Origin of the sequence: Bifidobacterium sp. ESL0784, from assembly GCF_029433295.1 — a bacterium.
GTDB lineage: Bacteria > Actinomycetota > Actinomycetes > Actinomycetales > Bifidobacteriaceae > Bifidobacterium.
In genome coordinates this window covers 71,840-90,855 of sequence record NZ_JAQTHV010000003.1, presented here as the reverse complement: position 1 = coordinate 90,855, position 19,016 = coordinate 71,840, and the positions used below count along the sequence as shown (strand labels likewise).

Genomic DNA, 19,016 nt, shown 5'->3' with positions numbered 1-19,016 from the left:
GAATAACGTATATCCCCAGACCTCCGCACAGTTAGTTTTACTCAAAGACTAGTTTGTTACAGAATGAAGGGAAAATAAGGATGACGGAGCAGGATAATAAAGGGAATGAGCATCTGGCGCTGTGGGGCGGGCGGTTTAAGTCTGGGCCTTCGCCGCAGTTGGCTCGGCTCTCCAAGTCGACGCAGTTCGATTGGCGATTGGCCGATGACGATATCGCCGGGTCACGTGCGCATGCGCGGGCACTTGGCAAGGCCGGACTGCTCAGCGACGACGAGTTGAAGCGCATGGAGGATGCGCTCAACAAGCTGCAGAAGCTCGTGGATTCGGGGGAATTCGCTCCTGTCGAAGATGATGAAGACGAGGCGACGGCGCTGGAACGTGGACTGCTTGAGATCGCGGGGGACGAGCTCGGTGGCAAGCTACGTGCCGGACGTTCGCGCAACGACCAGATTGCCTGCCTTATCCGCATGTGGCTGCGTCGTCATGCGCGTACGGTCGCCAGTCTGGTGCTTGGAGTGGTCGATGCGCTTATCGGGCAGGCCGAGAAAGCCGGGGAAGCGGTGATGCCAGGGCGTACGCACATGCAGCATGCCCAGCCGGTTTTGCTCGCCCATCAGCTGATGGCCCATGTCTGGCCGTTGCTGCGTGATGTCGATAGACTCTCCGATTGGGACAAGCGCATGGACGAAAGCCCGTATGGTTCCGGAGCGTTGGCTGGTAACACACTTGGTCTCGATCCAGAGGCCGTGGCCCACGAGCTCGGATTCTCGGGTGTGACCGCCAATTCCATCGATGGTACCGCAAGCCGCGATTTGGTGGCTGAATTCTCGTTCATTGCCGCCATGATTGGGGTCGATTTGAGCAGGCTCTCCGAGGAAATCATCATCTGGAACACGCAGGAATTCGCGTTCGTTCGTCTCGATGACGCCTATTCCACCGGTTCCTCGATTATGCCGCAGAAGAAGAATCCGGACATCGCCGAACTTACCCGTGGCAAGTCTGGCCGACTTATCGGTGATATGACCGGCTTGATGGCAACGCTCAAAGGTTTGCCGACGGCCTACGCCCGCGATTTACAGGAAGACAAGGAAGCGGTGTTCGATCAGGTCGACACGCTTGAAACGCTGCTGCCCGCATTCGCCGGCATGGTGCGCACGATGGTCTTTGACCTTGATCGGCTCAAGGCCCAGGCGCCCACCGGTTTTGCCTTGGCCACTGATATCGCCGAATGGCTCGTCAAGCAAGGCGTTCCGTTCCGTCATGCCCACGAACTTTCCGGAGCCTGCGTCCAGTTGGCCGAAGGTTGCGGCGGCGAGCTCTGGGACTTGAGCGATGATGATTTCATCACAGTGTTCAAGGATTTCCTGCCCGCAGATGTCGCTCCACAAGTCCGCAAAGTCCTTTCCGTCGAAGGTTCCGTAGACCAGCGTGACGGTAAAGGCGGCACCGCGCCTGTTCGTGTCCGTGAGCAAATCTCCGAAGCCAAGCGGGTTGCCGCAAAAGCCAAGACGTTTGCCGATTCCGTCAGTGACGGCCCGGCCTATGTGAAACCAGACACATTGCGGTAATTCTTGATATTTTGACATCGTTTCGAGTACGATGGCATGCTGGAAGCACGATAGTACAGAGAGGCGTGAGACGGCATGACATTGGGTATCGGAACTCCGATAGCGACCATTCAGGCGATGTGGGCAAAGCATACCATTCATTTGGCTGAGGCACCTGGTGGCGAGCCATTTGGGGTACGAAAATTCCAAGGTTCAACGTCCAACAATGCTAAACCACTGACCGTATGTGCCGTGGGTGATTCCATGGTGGCCGCTTGTGGAACGCAAGATCAGCAGGAAGGTTTGATTCCCGATCTGGCAGATGGATTTGCACAAGAGTTCAGGCGTGATGTCAGCTGGGAAGCCCACGGCAAACTTGGAGCTACCATGCGTCGCGTTCGCTACCGTCTGCTTCCTGAAGTTCTCAAGTCCGGCAAGAAGTTCGATATTCTTGTGATTTGTGCCGGGTCCAACGACATCATGGCCAACCGAACGCTTGATGAATGGCGTGCCGACCTTTCTGCCGTTCTTGACGAAGCCAAATCGTTGAGTGACCATATCGTCGTCCTGAGTCCTGGCCAGATGCAGCATGAGCCGTCGCTGGGCAAGGCTCTGCGGCGGGCTCTTGAACGTGAGATGGACGAACAGGCTGCTGTGAGCAAGGAAGTCTGCGCTGAACGTAACGCCACATACGTCGATATGATTCACGAGAATGTGCATGCCGACGCGCCTGATTTCTTCTCGCCCGACCATTTCCACCCCAGTGCCAAAGGCTATAGCTATATGGTCGAAGGTGTGGTTGCCAAGCTCGGCCCTTCATTTGTGCAGGACCTTGCTGCCGCATAAAAAAATTGCCGGTTCATCGGCGCATTGGATGGCGATAAAAAATTATAAAATATCATCTACTTTGTCATAACGGATAAATTGATATCCAGATTCAATTCGATACGGAACTTGATATTGAGGTGTCGCTGTCATCTGCGAAAATAAATCAGTTCAGGAGTCATTTGGCTCCGGTTGTTTTGACACAAAAGAATAGGGGAATACGGTTATGGCTCACGTCACCAATTTCAAGGAAGCGGGATTTGACTCCGTCTTCGATGAATTGAACTGGCGCGGGTTGATTTCCCAGTCCACGGACCGGGATCAGCTCGCCAAAGCGTTGAACGGTGGGCCGATCACCTATTATTGCGGTTTCGACCCCACTGCGGCTTCGCTGCATATCGGCAATCTCGTACAGCTGATTAACATGCGCCATCTGCAGGAGGCAGGCCACCATCCCATCGCGGTGGTCGGCGGTGCCACCGGTCTGATCGGCGATCCGCGTCAAAGCGGCGAACGTACCCTTAACCCAAAGGACGTCGTCGAAGGCTGGGCTCGCAGGCTTCAGAAGCAGATCGGCACCATCTTGGTGACCGACGGTGACAACCCAGTCCGTTTCGTTTCCAATTACGATTGGACCGCCAATATGTCGGTCATCGATTTCCTGCGCGACGTCGGCAAGAACTTCCGAATGGGTACCATGCTCGCCAAGGACACGGTGGCCAGGAGGCTTAAGAGCGAGGAAGGTATCTCCTTCACCGAGTTCAGCTATCAGGTCTTGCAAGGCAATGATTTCCTGCATCTTTACGACGAATACAACTGCACCCTTCAACTCGGCGGTTCCGACCAGTGGGGCAACCTCACCAGCGGCCTCGACCTCATTCGCAAGGTGCGCGGCGAGAGCGTCAACGTGTTCACCAGCCCAATCATCACCGACAGCCAAGGCAAGAAGTTCGGCAAGTCCGAGGGCAACGCCATGTGGCTTGATCCGACGATGCTGAGCCCATACAAGTTCTATCAGTTCTGGTACAACCAGCCCGATGGCGAGATGTTGAAGCTTTTGAAGGCCTTTACCTTCCTGCCCAAGGCCGAGATTGAGCGTCTCGCACACGAGGCCGAGGTCAACCCTGGAGCTCGTGAGGCTCAGAAGGCGTTGGCTTGGGAGGTCACCAGCTTCGTACACGGTGAGAAAACCACTCAGGAAGCGATTGACGCGGCTTCGGCGCTCTTTGGCCGTGGTGGTGATCTGAAATCGATCAGTGCCGACATGCTCGAATCCTCCATTGATGGTCTCAAGATTGAGAATGAGGAAGGCGAGAAGGTCTTCGCCAAGGCCGTCATAGGCGAGCGCGTGGCGCAGGCCGCCGTTTCCGCAGGCCTGTTCAAGTCGATTTCCGAGGCACGCAAGACTATCAAATCCGGTGGCGTTTATATCAACAATGTGCGTGTCGAAGACCAGGATCAGGAGCTGACCGGTGACGATTTCCTTGCCGACCACTTCGCACTGATTCGCCGAGGCAAGAAGGCCGTTGGCGTCGTCGAACTTGGCTGACAGCAAGCTTTAATAAGAACGGCTAAAATTTATTACAAGAAAATATTTAGGATCATTCCGCTCAATTTGAATAACGGGATGACCAAACCCAAGCAAAAGGTATAGGCATATGGCAGAAGAACAGCGCGGCAACCGCGACGGCAATTCATACGGTCACGGTTCGTCCCGTTCAGGTGGCGGCTATCGCGGTCACGGCGGATTCCGTGGCAACAATCATGGCGGTGGTTTCCACAAGGGTGGACATGGTGGCTACCGTGGGCATGATGACGATAGGCGTGGCGGCGGATACCGCGGCAACGGCGGACACCGTGACTTCCATCGTGATGATCGTCGTGACGGTGAACGCGGCGGCGGATACCGCGGGCATGGCGATGGTGATCGTCGTGATTTCCATCGTGACGGTGAACGCGGTGGTTACCGCGGAAGCGACGATCGTAGGGACTTCCATCGCAACGATGACCGTCGTGGCGGGTACCGTTCTGGTGGTTACCGTGGACATGACGATGACCGCCGTAGTGGCGGCTATCGCGGAAACGGCGGCGGACACCGTGATTTCCATCGTGGTGGTGAACGTGGTGGATACCGCGGCGGCAGCGATCGCAGAGACTTCCATAAAGACGGAGACCGCAGGGACTTCCGCCGTGACGACAGACGTGATTTCCACAAGGACGGCGACCGCCGCGACTTCCACAAAGGCGGATACCGGCACGATGATGATCGGCGTGGCGGTTACCGCGGGGGTGATGACCGCAGGGACTTCCATCGTAATGATGACCGTCGTAGCGGCTACCGTTCCGGTGGCTATCGCGGGCATGATGACGATAGGCGCGGCGGCGGATACCGCGGTAATGATCGCCGTGATGGTGACAGACGCGACTTCCGTCGTAACGATGACCGCAGGGACGGTTACAACTCCCGCAGCAACGACCGCCGTGACTTCCGTCGTGACGACCGCAGAGACGGAGATCGTGGCGGATACAGAAGCTACAACAACCACCGAGATGATCGTCGTGGCGGTTTTCACAATGACGGCCGCGAAGAATACATGCACAACGGCCCACGCCGTAATTCCGATGGCACGGTTTCGTTTCCCTCGCAGAACCCGTATACCGACCGTCGCCCCGGCGAGCCGCGCATGCCCAAGGGCATGGAATGGTCGATGCTTTCCAAGGATGAGAAGGAACGTCTGAGGGGACTCTCCAAAGAGCACGCCGAGAACATCGGCCTGCATATCCTCGCTGCATACTCTCTTGAGGAAAGCGATCCCGAGGCCGCGCGCGACCACGCCGAGTGGGTGGCTCATCAGGCTTCCCGCATCGATTTCTCCCGCGAGACGTTGGCGTTCATCTCCTATCGACAGGGCGATTACAAGACCGCGTTGAAGGAATTCCGTACCGCTCACCGTATGAACGGTTACAACGACTATCTGCCGTTCATTGCCGACTGCGAACGCGGCCTGGATAATCCGAAGCGTGCCATCGAAATGGCGATGTCGGACGATGCCAAGCAGCTCACCGGCGAATCGAAGGCTGAGATGTTCCTGGTCTATGCCGGTGCGCTCGGAGACCTCGGTCTTTGGGACAAGGCCGTCGATGTGGTCAGCAAGCTGGCCGGTACCAAAGGCCTTCCCGGTGCCTACCGCATGCGTGCGCTTCAGGCCGAGCAGTACTTCCTCGAAGAGGGCGGACGTGGAGACGAGGCCGCCGACCTCGACACTGTCATTGAGCAGCTTGAAAACAAGTATGCCGATGAGGACGAGAACGATGAGGATGCCGACGAGGTCGTCATTGATTATGACCTTGAGCGTCTGCCCGATGACATGATGGAGCAGCTCGGTATCACGGAAGACGATGCGCAGTATGCACCTGATCCGTATGAGGACGACGAAGATTACGACCGCGATTCGGATTCCGAGAATTCAGACGATGCTCAAGACAATGCATCTGATGAAGATGATTCCGATGAGGAGAACGAATCCGATGAAGAGGTAGGCGAACAACTGGATACGGACGCCGATACCGACGATCAGTCCCAGTCTGCCCTCGAGCCGCAAATCCCGGAAGCCGAGGAAAGCGCTGAGGCGACGGCCAAGGAGAACGCCGATGGTATGGAAGTCGTCGACGAATCCGGCGAACCGGATGAGTCGGCAGATTCGCAAGCCGATGAGGAGGCCCAAGGCGAAGCCGGAGAAGACGATGAGACCGAAACCGAGGGGGATGCCGACGACGATGAAAACGAGTTGCCGGCCGAGGAAACGACTGAAGGTGCCGAGGATTCTTCCGATCCCGCCGTCGAACAGGAAGTAGCCGACGAAAAAGATGAGTCTGGCGAAGAGGAGTAATGCAAACAGTGCTCAAGGCAACCGAAAAACCAATTGAACAGGCCTACGGGCTGGCATTGTTGGATCTCGATGGGGTAGTTTACCGGGGCAAGAATCCGGTTGATTACGCCAGCGAGTCCATCACCAAGGCGCAGCAGGCAGGGATGACGGTGGAATACACCACCAACAATTCCTCCCGTTATCAGCAGACTGTGGCCGATCAGCTGCGTGGCTTTGGGCTTGAAGTCGATGCCTGGCAAATCATCACCTCATCCGTGGTAGCTGCACGCATGGTGGCACGGGCGGTGCCGAAAGGTGCCAAAGTGTACGTGGTCGGTGCCGGGCATCTTCGAGAGGAACTTGACAAGCAGGGTCTCGTCATCGTCGAGCATGTCGAAGACGATCCCGTTGCTGTCATCCAAGGCTGGTATCCGCAGATCGATTGGAATGAGCTTGCCAATGCTGCTTTCGCCATCGAGAGAGGTGCAAAGTATTTCGTAACTAACCGTGATTTGACCCTTCCTCGTGAGCTAGGTATTGCCCCTGGGTGCGGTTCCTTGATCAACGCCGTAGTCACAGCCACTGGTGTTGAGCCAATTGCTTCGGCTGGCAAGCCAGAATCGGCCATGTATGACGAAGCGCGGCTTCTGGCCTCGCATGACGGTGCGACGTTGGTGCCCAAGGACCAGTGCCTTGCCATAGGCGACAGGCTTGACACCGACATCGAGGCGGGCAATCGAGGCGGCTATGATTCCCTCGTCGTGCTCACCGGCGTTGCGGATCCCAAGCAGCTGATGTTGGCTGTTTCGCATCTGCGTCCGACCTATATTGCCCGTGACCTACGCGATTTGCATGAAACGATGCCGGCGCCGGTCCAGGTTTCGAAAACCGAATGGGAATGCGAATCCGCGTCGGCTCAACTTGCCGGCAACGAAGTCCGGGTCAGTGATTCCGCCGATATCAATGCATTGCGTGCAGCCTGCAGCCTTTTGTGGAATCTGGCAGACAGTGAGGGCATCGATACTGCTACATTGCGGCTTCCTGATTTCAGGCTTTAGGAGACGAAGATGGTCGATCGATATGAACAGAGCCCCGGAACTGGCGATGTCGACGATATTGAAAGCCGGAATGCGACCTCGTCGGAGAATCTGCGTGATCGTTACCCACAGCTCGAAGCGCTTGCCAGTATGGATGACGAGCAGAAAATCGAATCATTTCGAGCCGTGTTGGCAATGTTGAACGAGGATTTGAACCAGCAACGGCCATGATTGTCGAAGGGCGTTGAATCATGCGTTTGGACACGTTTATGGCTTCATTGGGCCTCGTTCACAGCCGCACCCAGGCGCAGCGTCTGATCCGATCCGGCAAAGTGCAAGTCGATGGACGGTTTGCAGACAAACCCTCGATGCAGGTGGAGGTTGACGCAAACGTTTCTGTTGATACCGGCGACGACTATGTCTCGCGGGGAGCCTACAAGCTTCTCGGCGCTTTTGAGTGGTTCGGCGATGTGGGTCTGTCTTCGCCGAAGGGGCGGCACTGCTTGGATATCGGCGCTTCCACAGGCGGGTTTTGCGACGTATTGTTACGCCATGGTGCCGATCAGGTCATTGCCCTTGATGTGGGGCATGGTCAGCTTGACCCGCGTATCGCCGATGATTCGCGCATCATTGAAATGAGCGGTGTCAACATCCGCGATGTCACATCCGAGGATTTGCCGTATAACCCCTCATTAATCGTTTCCGATGTGTCGTTCATTTCATTGACCTACGTGATTCCGGTTATCGCCAGGATCGCCGCAAAACAAGCGGATATCGTGCTCTTGGTCAAACCGCAATTCGAAGTTGGCAAGGGGCATCTGGGCAAAAACGGGGTAGTGGAAGATCCGAAACTGCGCGAAGCGGCATTGAAAACCGTTCGTGATTGTGCCGAAGCCAACGGGCTCAAGGTGGTTGCCACATGCCCTTCACCGATAGAGGGAACACATGGCAATGAGGAATATCTGCTTTATGCCACTTTGCGCTGAAGCCTTCCATCCTCGTCCTCAGCCCAACGATGCTCGATGAGTGTCGCGCTGGAAGTCTTGTCAAGTCTCAGATCGCCGTCATATATCACCTTTTCGACGTGAGCATGGCCCGATAGCGTCACGTAACCGGCATCGATTTTCTGGCAGATGGTGTCGCACAGCGCCACATTGGTGGCCACGATGCGTTGGATGTTGCTGGAGCCGAGATATTCGTCCATTCCGAATCGTTCGAACATTGCTGTACGTATCGGCACTGTTTCGAGTCTGCCTGTTTCGGTGCATTCTTCGATATCGGTATGGCCGATTAGCTTGGCCGTCGATGAGATCAACGATTTGGCATCGGTGGCCCCGTTGACTTGAATGGTCTCCTTGACGGTGATCTGCGTACTTGTCTTCATTTCACCGATGAACATGATGTTGCGTGCACGGATGCGTTGCCGGGCGCAGACACTGCCGTGTCCGGAAAGGGAATCGGCGATGATTTCGCCTGACGCGTTCAGCATTCCTCCGTCGATAACGATTCGACGTCCTTGACAGGTTGACGTCTGCAGGATTCCTTTGACTACGAGCGTGTCGAATTTGGCATTCTCCTGCAGTACGGCGTTACCGTGGGTGATGAGGATATCGTAATTGCCACCTTTGATGAATCCGCCGAATGTATTGAGGTTCATTCGTTTCGCCTTCTTTCCGGCAAGCCTGACAGTTGGGTTTTGCGCTTTGCTTTCTGTATTATCGGAAATGAAGGCAAAAATGAAATCGAGTAAGGGAAATCAATAAAAATTCAAGATTTCTTGATATTACAAAATATTGAATAATATCTGCAAATATAAATCGACCGTTTGAAGTTCGATGAACGCGCTGATTGTTTCAGGATTTTCACATTGCTGATACTCGTTATTGATGGTTCGTCTTGGGGTAAGCTCGTTTTGTAGACACTGTCCGGTTAGGATATGGATAGAAACCGATTGTGTTTCGAAATTTTGACATGAGGAAAGAGGCAGGACGATGGTCGGTAAGCGCCATGCGGTCGTGGTCACACATGCTCGGCTTGCCGAGACCAGTCTTGTCGTGCGCGAAGCGGTCGAACAGCTGCAGCACGCCGGATTTACGGTCAGGATTGTCGACAGCCTCGACCCGCCGAAATTCGGCGAGCCTTCGTCCATCGTCAGCAGCGACACGGAAATAGTCGTGGTGCTTGGAGGTGACGGCACGATTCTTGGGGCGGCGGAACTGGTCCATAATACCGAAGTCCCCATTCTCGGCATCAATCTGGGACACGTCGGTTTTCTTGCCGAATTCGAAAGCTTCCAATTAAGCGAGGCCATTGCACGAGTCGCCGACCGCGATTATTCGATTGACGAACGCAATCTGGCCAGTGTTTCGGTGGCTTCTCCCGATGGCAGCAAAACGATAAGTGATTGGGCGTTGAACGATATCACCATTCAGCAGGCCGATCGGGACCATATGATCGAGCTTTCCGTCGGTGTCGATGGAGTGGAGGCCAGCTCGTTCAGCTGTGACGGTGTGATCATTTCGACACCGACAGGATCCACTGCATACGCCTTCTCAGCTGGCGGGCCGATTATCTGGCCGGATGTCAAGGCTTTGCAGCTTATTCCGTTGGCCGCACATGCTTTGTTCACGCGCCCGATGGTCATCGGAGAACATTCACGTTTCACTGTCGACGTGATTGACGATTCGCTGACCGAAGGATGGATCTGCTGTGACGGCAGGAGGAAGATGAGACTTGGCTACGGGACGCGGACCACTGTGCAGCTTTCTCCGCTGACCGTCAAACTCGCAAGTCTTTCGGGAGTGCCATTCACCAATCGTCTGGTCACCAAATTCAACCTTCCCAGCGTAAGCCTTCGTCAGCGTTCGCGGCTTGAGGAACGCAAGCGCGAGAACATCATTGCCAACGAAGACAAAGCCCGTGCGGATCAGCAAAATATCGCCCGAAAAGGTTCATCGGAAAGGTGAAATCCTATGCTTGAAGAACTGGAAGTGCGCAATCTCGGGCCCATTCGCTCTGCAGTATTGATGCCGGGCAAGGGGATGACTGCCATCACTGGTGAAACCGGTGCCGGCAAATCCATGCTGCTCAGTGCGATTCGGCTCATTTCTGGAGCTACGGCCAACGTTGGACGGGTTGCCGCTGGGGCGGGTTCGGCTTGGACGCAAGGTATTTTCGATGTCGATGAAAACGGCAAGGCGGCCGGTCTCGCCCAGGATGCCGGTGTACTCGATGCCGACGGTAAGGGTACCGACCCGGATCCCGACGAAATCGGGCGGCGCGAGCTTTTTCTTTCTCGTACGGTTCCGGCCTCCGGACGTTCCCGGGCCGTGCTTTGCGGCCATAGCGTTCCCAGAAACGTGCTGGGCAATGTCGCGGCTGAACTGGTGACCATTCATGGACAGGCCGACCAGCTGCGGCTTGCCTCACCCGCACGTCAACGGGAATTCCTGGACATGGCCGCTGATGACAAGGCAGAGAGGGAGTCTTATCGTGCCGCTTGGGAAAAGTTCCAGGCGGTTGATGAACGACTTCGCAACCTCACCAATCAGGAGGCCTCTGCCCGGCAACGTGCCGATTATCTGCGGGAATCCATCGAACAGATCAACAAAGTCGATCCCAAACCTGGCGAGGATGAAGAACTCAAGGAAAAGCGTTCGCGCGTTGAGAATGCCGCCGAAATCGCACAGGGTGTCAACTCTGCGCTTTCGGCGTTGGACGCCTCGTCGGTGGATTCGGACAGCGACGCGCTAGGTGCCTCTGATGCCATCACCCATGCCATCCAGGCGTTGCGCACGATTCATGTCGGCGGTTCTTTCGTGGGAGTGGCAGATCGTCTGGAATCGTTGAATGCCGACCTTTCCGATATCATTTTCTCGCTTTCCAACGAAATGGATGCCGACGAGGATGCTGAAGGATTGGACGCCATCAACTCCCGCATTCATGAACTTGACGAGCTGACCCGACGTTGGGGGCCGACACTCGAGGATGTGATTGATTGGCGCGACAAGGCAGCGTTTGAGGTTGAGGATTTGGATGCGTCTCCCGAGAAAGTGGAAGAGCTCAAAACACAGCGCAGGCAGGCTTTCGATGATGCCTTGAAGGCTGCGGAGGTGCTGAGCAGGAAGAGGACATTCGCAGCCACCGTTCTGGCGGATACGGTTTCCAAGGAACTTTCGGCTTTGGCCATGGCCGGAGCAGGGCTGGAGATTCGTGTTGTGCGACGTAAATCCGGACCGAAAGGCAAACCGTCCGCACAGAACTCCGAAAAACAGCAGGCTTCTGCCACTTGGCCTCTGGACATCAACGGTATCGATGACATCGAATTTCTATTCACGCCGTTCCCCGGCTCGCCGCAACTGCCGATGGGCAAAAGCGCTTCCGGCGGCGAACTGAGTCGACTCATGTTGGCATTGGAGCTGTCCGTGGCCGAAAAGCGGACTTCCGGTTCCAGCGATATGACGTTCATCTTCGATGAGGTCGATGCCGGAGTAGGCGGGAAGGCAGCGGTCGAGCTTGGCAAGCGTCTGGCCAAGCTCTCCCAGACCTCGCAGGTCATCGTGGTCACGCATTTGGCACAGGTCGCCTCGTGGGCGGACACTCAATTTGTGGTGAGCAAAGGCAACTCCAACGGCGCCGGCTCGAAAGCACCAATCGAGACAACGGTCAACGAGGTCACCGGTGATGCCCGCATCCACGAAATCGCCCGAATGCTCTCCGGCAGCGAATCCGCCACGTCGCTCAGCCATGCCAAAGAGCTTCTCGCTTCCAGCAAGCTATAAAGGCACGCTGTATGAAAATAAACGAAGGCAAAGCGGCCATCTTTGATTTGGACGGGACACTGCTGGACTCGATGGACGTGTGGCATCAGGTCGATATTGACTTCTTCCGCATGCGCAACATTCCGTTGACCGATGACTACATGGGTGTTGTCAATGCAATGAGGCCTGAAGAAGTGGCGCGTTACACGATTGAGCGTTATGGACTTGACGATACACCTACCGAGCTGGCCAAGTTGTGGGACTCGATGGTGCTTGAAGCCTATGGCACTACCGTTGAAGCCAAACCGCATGCGGTTGAATATCTGGACTATCTGAAGTCGAGTGGCGCACGGCTGGCAGTGGCAACATCGCTTTCACCGCAGGTGCGTGAAGTTGGCATGGAACACGTGAACATCCGAAAGTTCTTCGATGTGGTAGTAAGCGTGGAGGATACCAACGCGAAAAGCAAACACAGTCCGGAGGTTTATCTGGCCGCGGCGTCGCGTTTGGGAATAGCCGCCAAGGATTGCACCGTGTTTGAGGATCTGCTGACGGCAGTAAAGGCTGCGAAGTCTGCAGGTATGAGCGTCTGGGCGATGGAAGATGACTATTCCTTGGCGGATGGACCTGCCATCTCAGCGATTGCGGATGGGGTAATCAGCGGCTTTGACGATGCGCCAAAAGTACTTTGAAATATCGTCTGCTGTTAAATTAGAGAATTCAATATTAATTTTATTATGATAAACGCTTATTTTGCAGGTATTCCAAATAAACGAACTGTTATGGTATCGACTTGCACAGTGAATTAAACTGTTATATAGTTATATGTAACAGTAGAACTGTTGAGGAAACTCGGGAGTTTTGCTGGACACTGATCAGCAACAGAAAGGGGCATAGATGAAACTGATCATCTCATCCGTGTCCGGAGAACCGATCTACGAGCAAATCAAACGCCAGATACGTGAGGCCGTGTTGAACGGCGAGCTCAAAAGCGAGGAGGCGCTGCCGAGCCTGCGCAAGCTGGCCCGCGAACTGCGTATCTCTGTGCTCACCGTCACGCGCGCCTACAACGAGCTGGCGGACGAAGGCATTATCATCAATGTGCAGGGCAAGGGCTCGTTTGTCGCTGAAAAGGGCGATGAACGAATGAAGAAGAAACTTGCCGGCCAGGTGCGCAACGCCTTGCGTCAGGTGGGAGTTGCAGCGAAAGCTGCCGACATCCCACTGATTGACCTGATGGATATGCTCGAGACTGAGTACAAGAAAGCCAAATGAGATTCACTGGCAGGAATGAAAAGTAGGCACTGCTGCCGCTGTAGCACGCTTGCCAATTGTCTTTCATTTAATTGCCAATGAAGGCTTGATCGAAACTTTATCGGTTCGTCGGTGAACAGGAAAGGAATACGATGATGACACAGTCATCACCTACAACAGTCAAGCAGGATACTCAGGTTGTTGCCCGCGGGACAGACCCCCAGCCAATGGCGCTGAGTGTCACTGACGTTAAGAAAAGCTACGGTTCCGGTTTCAGTCTCGGTCCGGTGACGTTCGACCTGCCGATGGGCTACATCATGGGTCTTATCGGCCCCAATGGCGCCGGCAAATCGACGCTCATCAAGCTTATCCTCAATATGATCCATCGCGATGCTGGCTCGATCAGCGTGCTTGGCCTCGACAACAGAGCTGATGAGGTGAAGGTTAAGGAACAACTCGGCGTCGTCTTCGATACCAGCTATTTCTCGACTTACTGGACAGTGAAAATGGCCGGACAAGTCACGGCTACCATGTATGACACCTGGAATCAGGCACTCTTTGAGCAGTACCTCGACCGATTCGGGTTGGAGATGAAGAAGGTCGTCAAGGACCTTTCGCGCGGCATGCAAATGAAGCTGATGATTGCGGCCGCCCTGAGCCATGGTGCGAAACTGCTGATTCTTGACGAGCCGACCAGCGGTCTCGACGTGCTGGCACGTGACGAGCTGATGGATATCTTGCAACGTTACGTGGAAGACGGGCAGCACAGCGTCCTATTCAGCACCCACATCACCTCCGACTTGGAGCGTGCCGCGGATTTCATCACGTATATCACCCAAGGCCAGCTTTATTACACCGGTCCCAAGGACGAGTTCGAGGATTCTTTCCGCGTGGTCAAAGGCAGTCTCGACCAGGCAGCGGGCATCGAACCATACGTTGTCGGGCTTCGCCGTTTCAGCACCGGTTTCGAAGCGTTGGTCCATCGTGAGGTTGTTGACAAGATAATTGGCGAAACTCCTGAATTGATGAGTGAACCGGTGTCCATCGATGACATCATCCGCTTGACCAATGTGGCCAAGGCATTTCCGGACGCGAACGAGGAGTGAGAGACATCATGGATTCCAAACAAATCAACAAGGCATTCCGCATCGACATATACAAAATTCTGGCATGGAGCAGCGGTAAAGGCATTGGCAGCGGCAGTGTGCTGCTCCTGGTGGGTTTGCCGTTACTTTTCGCAATCGTGGCGAGGATTGGCGGCAATGATGGAATAACAGGCCCTATGAGCGGTGGCATCACCGGATTGTTGGTCGCCGTATCAGGCATGATGGGGATAATGGTGTTCAGCTATGAAGACCAGACGGGAACAGCGAAACTTAACGGTCCGCTCCCTGTTTCACGCGTGAATCAGGTCGTTGGCAGATATGCCTTCACTCTGCTAGCCATAGTCATCGCTGCCTTGCTGCAGGTGATTTGTGGGCTGGTGATATATATGCCTCATAGCATGGGGGCCGTGGCCGGGTTGGCTGTAACGGTGTTGGCGGTTGGCACCATCTATGCCAGCTTGACGTTGCCAATCGGCTATCGCTTCCCTGCGACCAAGGCGATGGGCTATGCACTCCTTCTATTGGTCGCTCTCGGCGCGATTATGGTGCTTATCGGATTCACGATGCCGGAGTCGACATTGAACAGGGTGGTTCATTTCGTTACCACTGCCAAGCTGGGTCCCTTCCCTTGGATAGCCATTATCGGCATCATTGTAGCTGTGGTGATGTTCGTTCTCTCCTGCAGGCTCTCGATGCACATCTACGAACGCAAGGAACTGTAAATCATCAAAAAAGGGCTTACGGAGACCGAATAAGTTATCCGTAAGCCCTTTTTCTTTAATCTTATGACTTTAGAGCCGTTGAGAAGCATCCCTGACATAATCGCTCATCTCGTCGATGGAGATGACGTCGGTGAAGCGTTCAGCGGCGTGCTCAAGGCCGCGCAGGTTCTTGGGAGCAGTGGTGCCGGTGGCCTCAGAAAGCCTGTCCATGCACTCGAAGTCGGTGCCGGTGGTATCGAGATCGAGCGCCTTGCCGACCACGCGCGGGAACTTGTACGGGCTGGCGGTGCTCAGCAGCACGCGGGGCATAGCCTTTTCACGAGGCTCCTGTTCCAGCACATGGTATCCGCAGGCGGTGTGCGGGTCGATGACGTAATGGTTCGCGTTCCAGCAGTCGGTGATGGCCTGGCTCACCTGATCTTCGTCGGCCCAACCACAGGAGAAAAGTTCGCGAATCTGTTTCAGAAGGGCTTCAGAAATCGTGAATGAACCCTTGTTTTGCAGGTCGTCCATCAGGCTCCGAATGAGCTCGGTATCGCCGTTTGACATGTAGTAGAGCATGCGTTCAAGGTTCGAAGAAACGAGAATATCCATGGACGGCGAAGTGGTCTCGTAGAACGGGCGCTCGCGGTTGTAGATACCGGCGGTCAGGAAGTCGAAGAGCACGTTGTTGCGGTCGCTGGCCACAGTGAGTTTGCCGACGGGCAGCCCGAGTTTCTTGGCATAATAGCCTGCGAGGATATCGCCGAAATTGCCTGTAGGCACCACGAACTCGACTTCATCCCCGACCTTGATGGCGCCGCGTTCGACCAGTTGCGCGTAAGCCGAGAAGTAATAGACGACCTGCGGCACCAGCCTGCCAACGTTAATGGAATTGGCTGAGGAAAGCGAAACGTTGTTGCCCGCCTCAAGTTTTTCGGCCAAGTCCTTGTCGCCGAAAATGCGCTTGACTGCGGTTTGTGCGTCGTCGAAATTGCCCTTGACCGCGCAGACGTTGACGTTCGAGCCGGTCTGGGTGGTCATCTGCAGACGCTGGATCTCGCTGACCTTACCTTCGGGATAGAAGACGGTGATGCCGGTTCCGCATGTATCCGCGAATCCTGCGAGCGCAGCCTTGCCGGTATCGCCGGAAGTCGCTGTCAGCACCATCACCCTTTCGCTCGTTTCAGGCGCGCCGGAGGTGGTACGTGCCATGAACTGCGGGAGAATCTGCAGCGCCACGTCCTTGAATGCGCTCGTCGGTCCGTTGAAGAGCTCGAGAATGTAATCGTCGCCCAATGGTTTCAACGAGGTGATCGCGCGGTCGAGCCACTGAGAGCCGTAGGCCGCGTGCACGCATTCGTCAAGTTCCGAATCCGAAAAATCGGGTAGCAAGACATCCAGCACGGTGCGGGCCATGTCTTGATAAGGTTTGCCGACCAGTCCGGCGACGTCAACCTGCTGCTTGCCAAGGTCATCGGTGACGAACAGTCCTCCGTCGCCTGCAAGCCCCTGACGGATGGCCTGGCGGCTGCTCAACTCTTCGGAATAACCTCTGGTGCTATGAAAGGTGGTGTTCATCACAAATGCCTCGTTTGCTCTGACGGTCTTGTAATTTTGCTGATACAACAGTCTAATGGAACGCAAGGCCGAATACCGGTGGTGTCCAAATCAATGGATTCGGATTCGTTTTGGACGAGGCAAGGCCTACAATCGTTGGCAACAGAACGGTGAATATCTGCTTTGATGCTGATTGGAAATATCAGTTTTGAAAAGCAGATTGATGGATTTCAGGGAGAGCTTCATGGTCGCAAATGGTCATCAGGATTCGGCGGTTCTCGATTCGGATGTATTCCGGCAGGTATGCTCCATGGGTGATGCTGCGGCACAGGCGCAGCAGGTGCTCTCTGAAGCCAATAGCGAGCAGAAGAACACATTGCTCAATGCGATTGCGGACGAGCTTGAAGCTGGGAGCAAGGCCATCGCCGAAGCCAATGGTTTTGACATGATCACCGCAAGGCAGTCCGGCATGAGTGAGGGGAAGCTTGACCGTCTGCTCTTTGCCGAACAGCGAATAAAGGCTGCGGCCGACGGTATCCGTCATGTCGCCACGCTTCCCGATCCGGTCGGTCAGATCGTCCGTGGTTCGACGTTGCCCAATGGACTGCGCCTGAACGAAGTGCGTGTGCCTATCGGCGTCTTCGGGATGATTTATGAAGCCCGGCCCAATGTCACCGTCGATGTTGCTTCGCTGTGTCTGAAATCCGGCAACGCCGTTTTGCTTCGGGGCGGCCACGAAGCGCAGCATACCAACGAAGCGACTCTTGCCGTCATTCGCAAAACATTGCAGGAGCAAGGTTTCGATCCGGCACTGGTCGCTTCCGTCGATAAATTCGGACGTATGGGCGCCACGGCGATGATGGAGGCGCGTGGCCATATCGACGTGTTGGTACCACGTGGGGGAGCAGGACTCATCCAGGCCGTCGTGCGTAATTCCAAGGTTCCGGTCATCGAAACCGGAGCGGGCAACGTGCATATCTATATCGACAAGGCCGCTGATTTCGCCAAGGCCATCCCAATCATTCTGAATGCCAAAACCCAGCGTGTCGGCGTATGCAACGCTGCCGAAAAGCTGATCGTTCATCAAGATGTGGCCAAGGATTTCCTGCCGCTTGCCGCCCGTGCGCTCGCTGAAGCTGGAGTGGAACTTCACGCCGATGACGAGGCCTATGCAATCATCACCCAAAGCGGGGTTGATAATGTGAATCTGCTCCATGCCACGCCCGATGATTGGGATACTGAATATCTTGCCCTGAAAATGGGTGTCAAGGTCGTAGAATCTCTGGACGGGGCGATCGATCATATCAACGCCCATTCCACAGGCCATACGGAATGCATCATTTCCGAGGATTACAGCGCGGTCGAACGTTTCACCAGGCGTATCGATTCGGCGGTGGTCATGGCCAATGCCTCCTCAAGGTTCACGGATGGCGGTATGTTCGGTTTTGGAGCCGAATTGGGTATTTCGACGCAGAAGCTGCATGCCCGCGGCCCCATGGGTTTGACGGAAATGACCACGACCAAATGGATTGGCTATGGCACCGGTCAGGTGCGGGCTTGACGAAAGCGAAGGACACGATATGAACGACGCTGAACAAAGCAAAGACAAAACCGGCATTGACGGCGAAGGCAAGAAGATGGAAGGCGGAATTTCCGCCGACCAGAATCCCGAAAATCGACCCATGGCCGCTACAACGGACAACCAAGAGCAGCCAAAAGACGATGCAGCGACCCGGCAAGCCGAACAACAGCTCGGTGTCAAGGCCGATTATCAGCTGGCCCAGGACCGCGGCATCGACATCAGCAATCCTCGTATTGCATTGAAAATCGCCTCGGAACGTCTCGCCATCGTCCGTTACGTATTCCTGGTACAGGTCGAGGACGGCATCGCCACCGCCGACCAGCGGGCCTCCCTCGAATACGCGGATGCCGCTCTGGTTGGATGGCCGGAAATGGACGCGGACGATGTGGTCGACCTTGATGAGGACGGCAAGAAGACCGTAGCCGAACGTCTTTCTGCCATGGAACGCTACATCGTCGAATTCAGCAAGCAGGAGGCCGAAGGCGGCATCGACGCCATGAACGATCTGCTGGTGCGTGCCACCGAGTGTGTCGCTTCGGTTCGCCGCCTCTACCAGCCTGATTTCCCGATTCCGACCTTCGCGGAGATCCGTCGCGTCGTTCAGGACGAATACGACGAGGACATGGGCAAAATCGATCCCAGCGAACATGCCACCGTCGAAGACATCGAAGAACAGACCGAACAGGCTGACGAAAAACGTGAAGAAACCGACGCGGACAAATCGCAAAACAATGACAAGACCAACCACAAAGGTCATGGCAAAGCATGAGCGACG

General features: G+C 55.3%; 17 protein-coding genes. 15 read left to right on the top strand and 2 right to left on the bottom strand.

What is annotated here, in order from left to right:
• The first annotated feature begins 80 nt into the window (after positions 1-80).
• From argH to PT279_RS04945, 7 genes are all read left to right on the top strand, one after another.
• Positions 81-1,568, top strand: coding sequence for an argininosuccinate lyase (gene argH / locus PT279_RS04975; protein WP_277166115.1), 1,488 nt, complete (start codon positions 81-83; stop codon positions 1,566-1,568).
• A 75-nt stretch (positions 1,569-1,643) separates the two neighbouring features.
• Entirely contained in the window at positions 1,644-2,393 is a 750-nt protein-coding gene (locus PT279_RS04970; protein ID WP_277166113.1) for a GDSL-type esterase/lipase family protein, read from the top strand.
• A 205-nt stretch (positions 2,394-2,598) separates the two neighbouring features.
• Complete coding sequence (gene tyrS, locus PT279_RS04965) at positions 2,599-3,921, top strand: tyrosine--tRNA ligase (RefSeq protein WP_277166111.1); 1,323 nt, start codon at positions 2,599-2,601, stop codon at positions 3,919-3,921.
• Positions 3,922-4,030: 109 nt separating this feature from the next.
• Positions 4,031-6,262, top strand: coding sequence for a helicase (locus PT279_RS04960; RefSeq protein WP_277166109.1), 2,232 nt, complete (start codon positions 4,031-4,033; stop codon positions 6,260-6,262).
• Positions 6,262-7,299 (top strand): HAD-IIA family hydrolase, encoded by a 1,038-nt coding sequence (locus PT279_RS04955; RefSeq protein WP_277166107.1) that lies wholly within the window; start codon positions 6,262-6,264, stop codon positions 7,297-7,299. Before PT279_RS04960 ends, PT279_RS04955 begins: the two co-directional genes overlap by 1 nt.
• 9 nt (positions 7,300-7,308) lie before the next feature.
• On the top strand, positions 7,309-7,509 hold the full coding sequence (locus PT279_RS04950; protein ID WP_277166104.1) for a hypothetical protein: 201 nt from the start codon (positions 7,309-7,311) through the stop codon (positions 7,507-7,509).
• A 20-nt stretch (positions 7,510-7,529) separates the two neighbouring features.
• Complete coding sequence (locus PT279_RS04945) at positions 7,530-8,264, top strand: TlyA family RNA methyltransferase (protein WP_277166102.1); 735 nt, start codon at positions 7,530-7,532, stop codon at positions 8,262-8,264.
• On the opposite strand, the gene PT279_RS04940 is transcribed toward PT279_RS04945, so the two are convergent.
• On the bottom strand, positions 8,246-8,935 hold the full coding sequence (locus PT279_RS04940) for a hypothetical protein (RefSeq protein WP_277166100.1): 690 nt from the start codon (positions 8,933-8,935) through the stop codon (positions 8,246-8,248). The two genes, PT279_RS04945 and PT279_RS04940, sit on opposite strands and share 19 nt — an antisense overlap.
• Before the next feature lie 334 nt (positions 8,936-9,269).
• Here PT279_RS04940 and PT279_RS04935 point away from each other — a divergent pair, with 334 nt between their 5' ends.
• The 6 genes from PT279_RS04935 (at position 9,270) to PT279_RS04910 (ending at position 15,120) form a co-directional block, all read left to right on the top strand.
• Positions 9,270-10,244 carry an NAD kinase gene (locus tag PT279_RS04935; protein WP_277166098.1) on the top strand — a complete coding sequence of 325 codons (975 nt, stop codon included), beginning with the start codon at positions 9,270-9,272 and terminating at the stop codon, positions 10,242-10,244.
• Between the two features lie 6 nt (positions 10,245-10,250).
• Entirely contained in the window at positions 10,251-12,059 is a 1,809-nt protein-coding gene (gene recN / locus PT279_RS04930; RefSeq protein ID WP_277166096.1) for a DNA repair protein RecN, read from the top strand.
• Positions 12,060-12,070: 11 nt separating this feature from the next.
• The gene (locus PT279_RS04925) at positions 12,071-12,730 is read left to right on the top strand and encodes an HAD family phosphatase (protein ID WP_277166094.1); all 660 of its coding nucleotides are present in this window, start codon (positions 12,071-12,073) and stop codon (positions 12,728-12,730) included.
• Between the two features lie 205 nt (positions 12,731-12,935).
• A complete protein-coding gene (locus tag PT279_RS04920) occupies positions 12,936-13,313 on the top strand; it encodes a GntR family transcriptional regulator (protein WP_277166092.1) in 378 nt (125 codons plus the stop codon).
• Between the two features lie 206 nt (positions 13,314-13,519).
• A complete protein-coding gene (locus PT279_RS04915; protein WP_277166597.1) occupies positions 13,520-14,398 on the top strand; it encodes an ABC transporter ATP-binding protein in 879 nt (292 codons plus the stop codon).
• Between the two features lie 8 nt (positions 14,399-14,406).
• Positions 14,407-15,120 (top strand): ABC-2 transporter permease, encoded by a 714-nt coding sequence (locus PT279_RS04910; protein WP_277166090.1) that lies wholly within the window; start codon positions 14,407-14,409, stop codon positions 15,118-15,120.
• 69 nt (positions 15,121-15,189) lie between these two features.
• Here PT279_RS04910 and thrC read toward each other — a convergent pair whose 3' ends face one another.
• Positions 15,190-16,680, bottom strand: a complete 1,491-nt coding sequence (thrC, locus tag PT279_RS04905) for a threonine synthase (protein WP_277166087.1) — start codon at positions 16,678-16,680, stop codon at positions 15,190-15,192.
• A 223-nt stretch (positions 16,681-16,903) separates the two neighbouring features.
• On the opposite strand from thrC, the gene PT279_RS04900 reads away from it, so the two are divergent.
• Complete coding sequence (locus tag PT279_RS04900; protein WP_277166085.1) at positions 16,904-18,220, top strand: glutamate-5-semialdehyde dehydrogenase; 1,317 nt, start codon at positions 16,904-16,906, stop codon at positions 18,218-18,220.
• A gap of 214 nt (positions 18,221-18,434) precedes the next feature.
• Positions 18,435-19,010, top strand: coding sequence for a phosphoribosylglycinamide synthetase (locus PT279_RS04895; RefSeq protein WP_277166595.1), 576 nt, complete (start codon positions 18,435-18,437; stop codon positions 19,008-19,010).
• Positions 19,011-19,016: the final 6 nt, after the last annotated feature.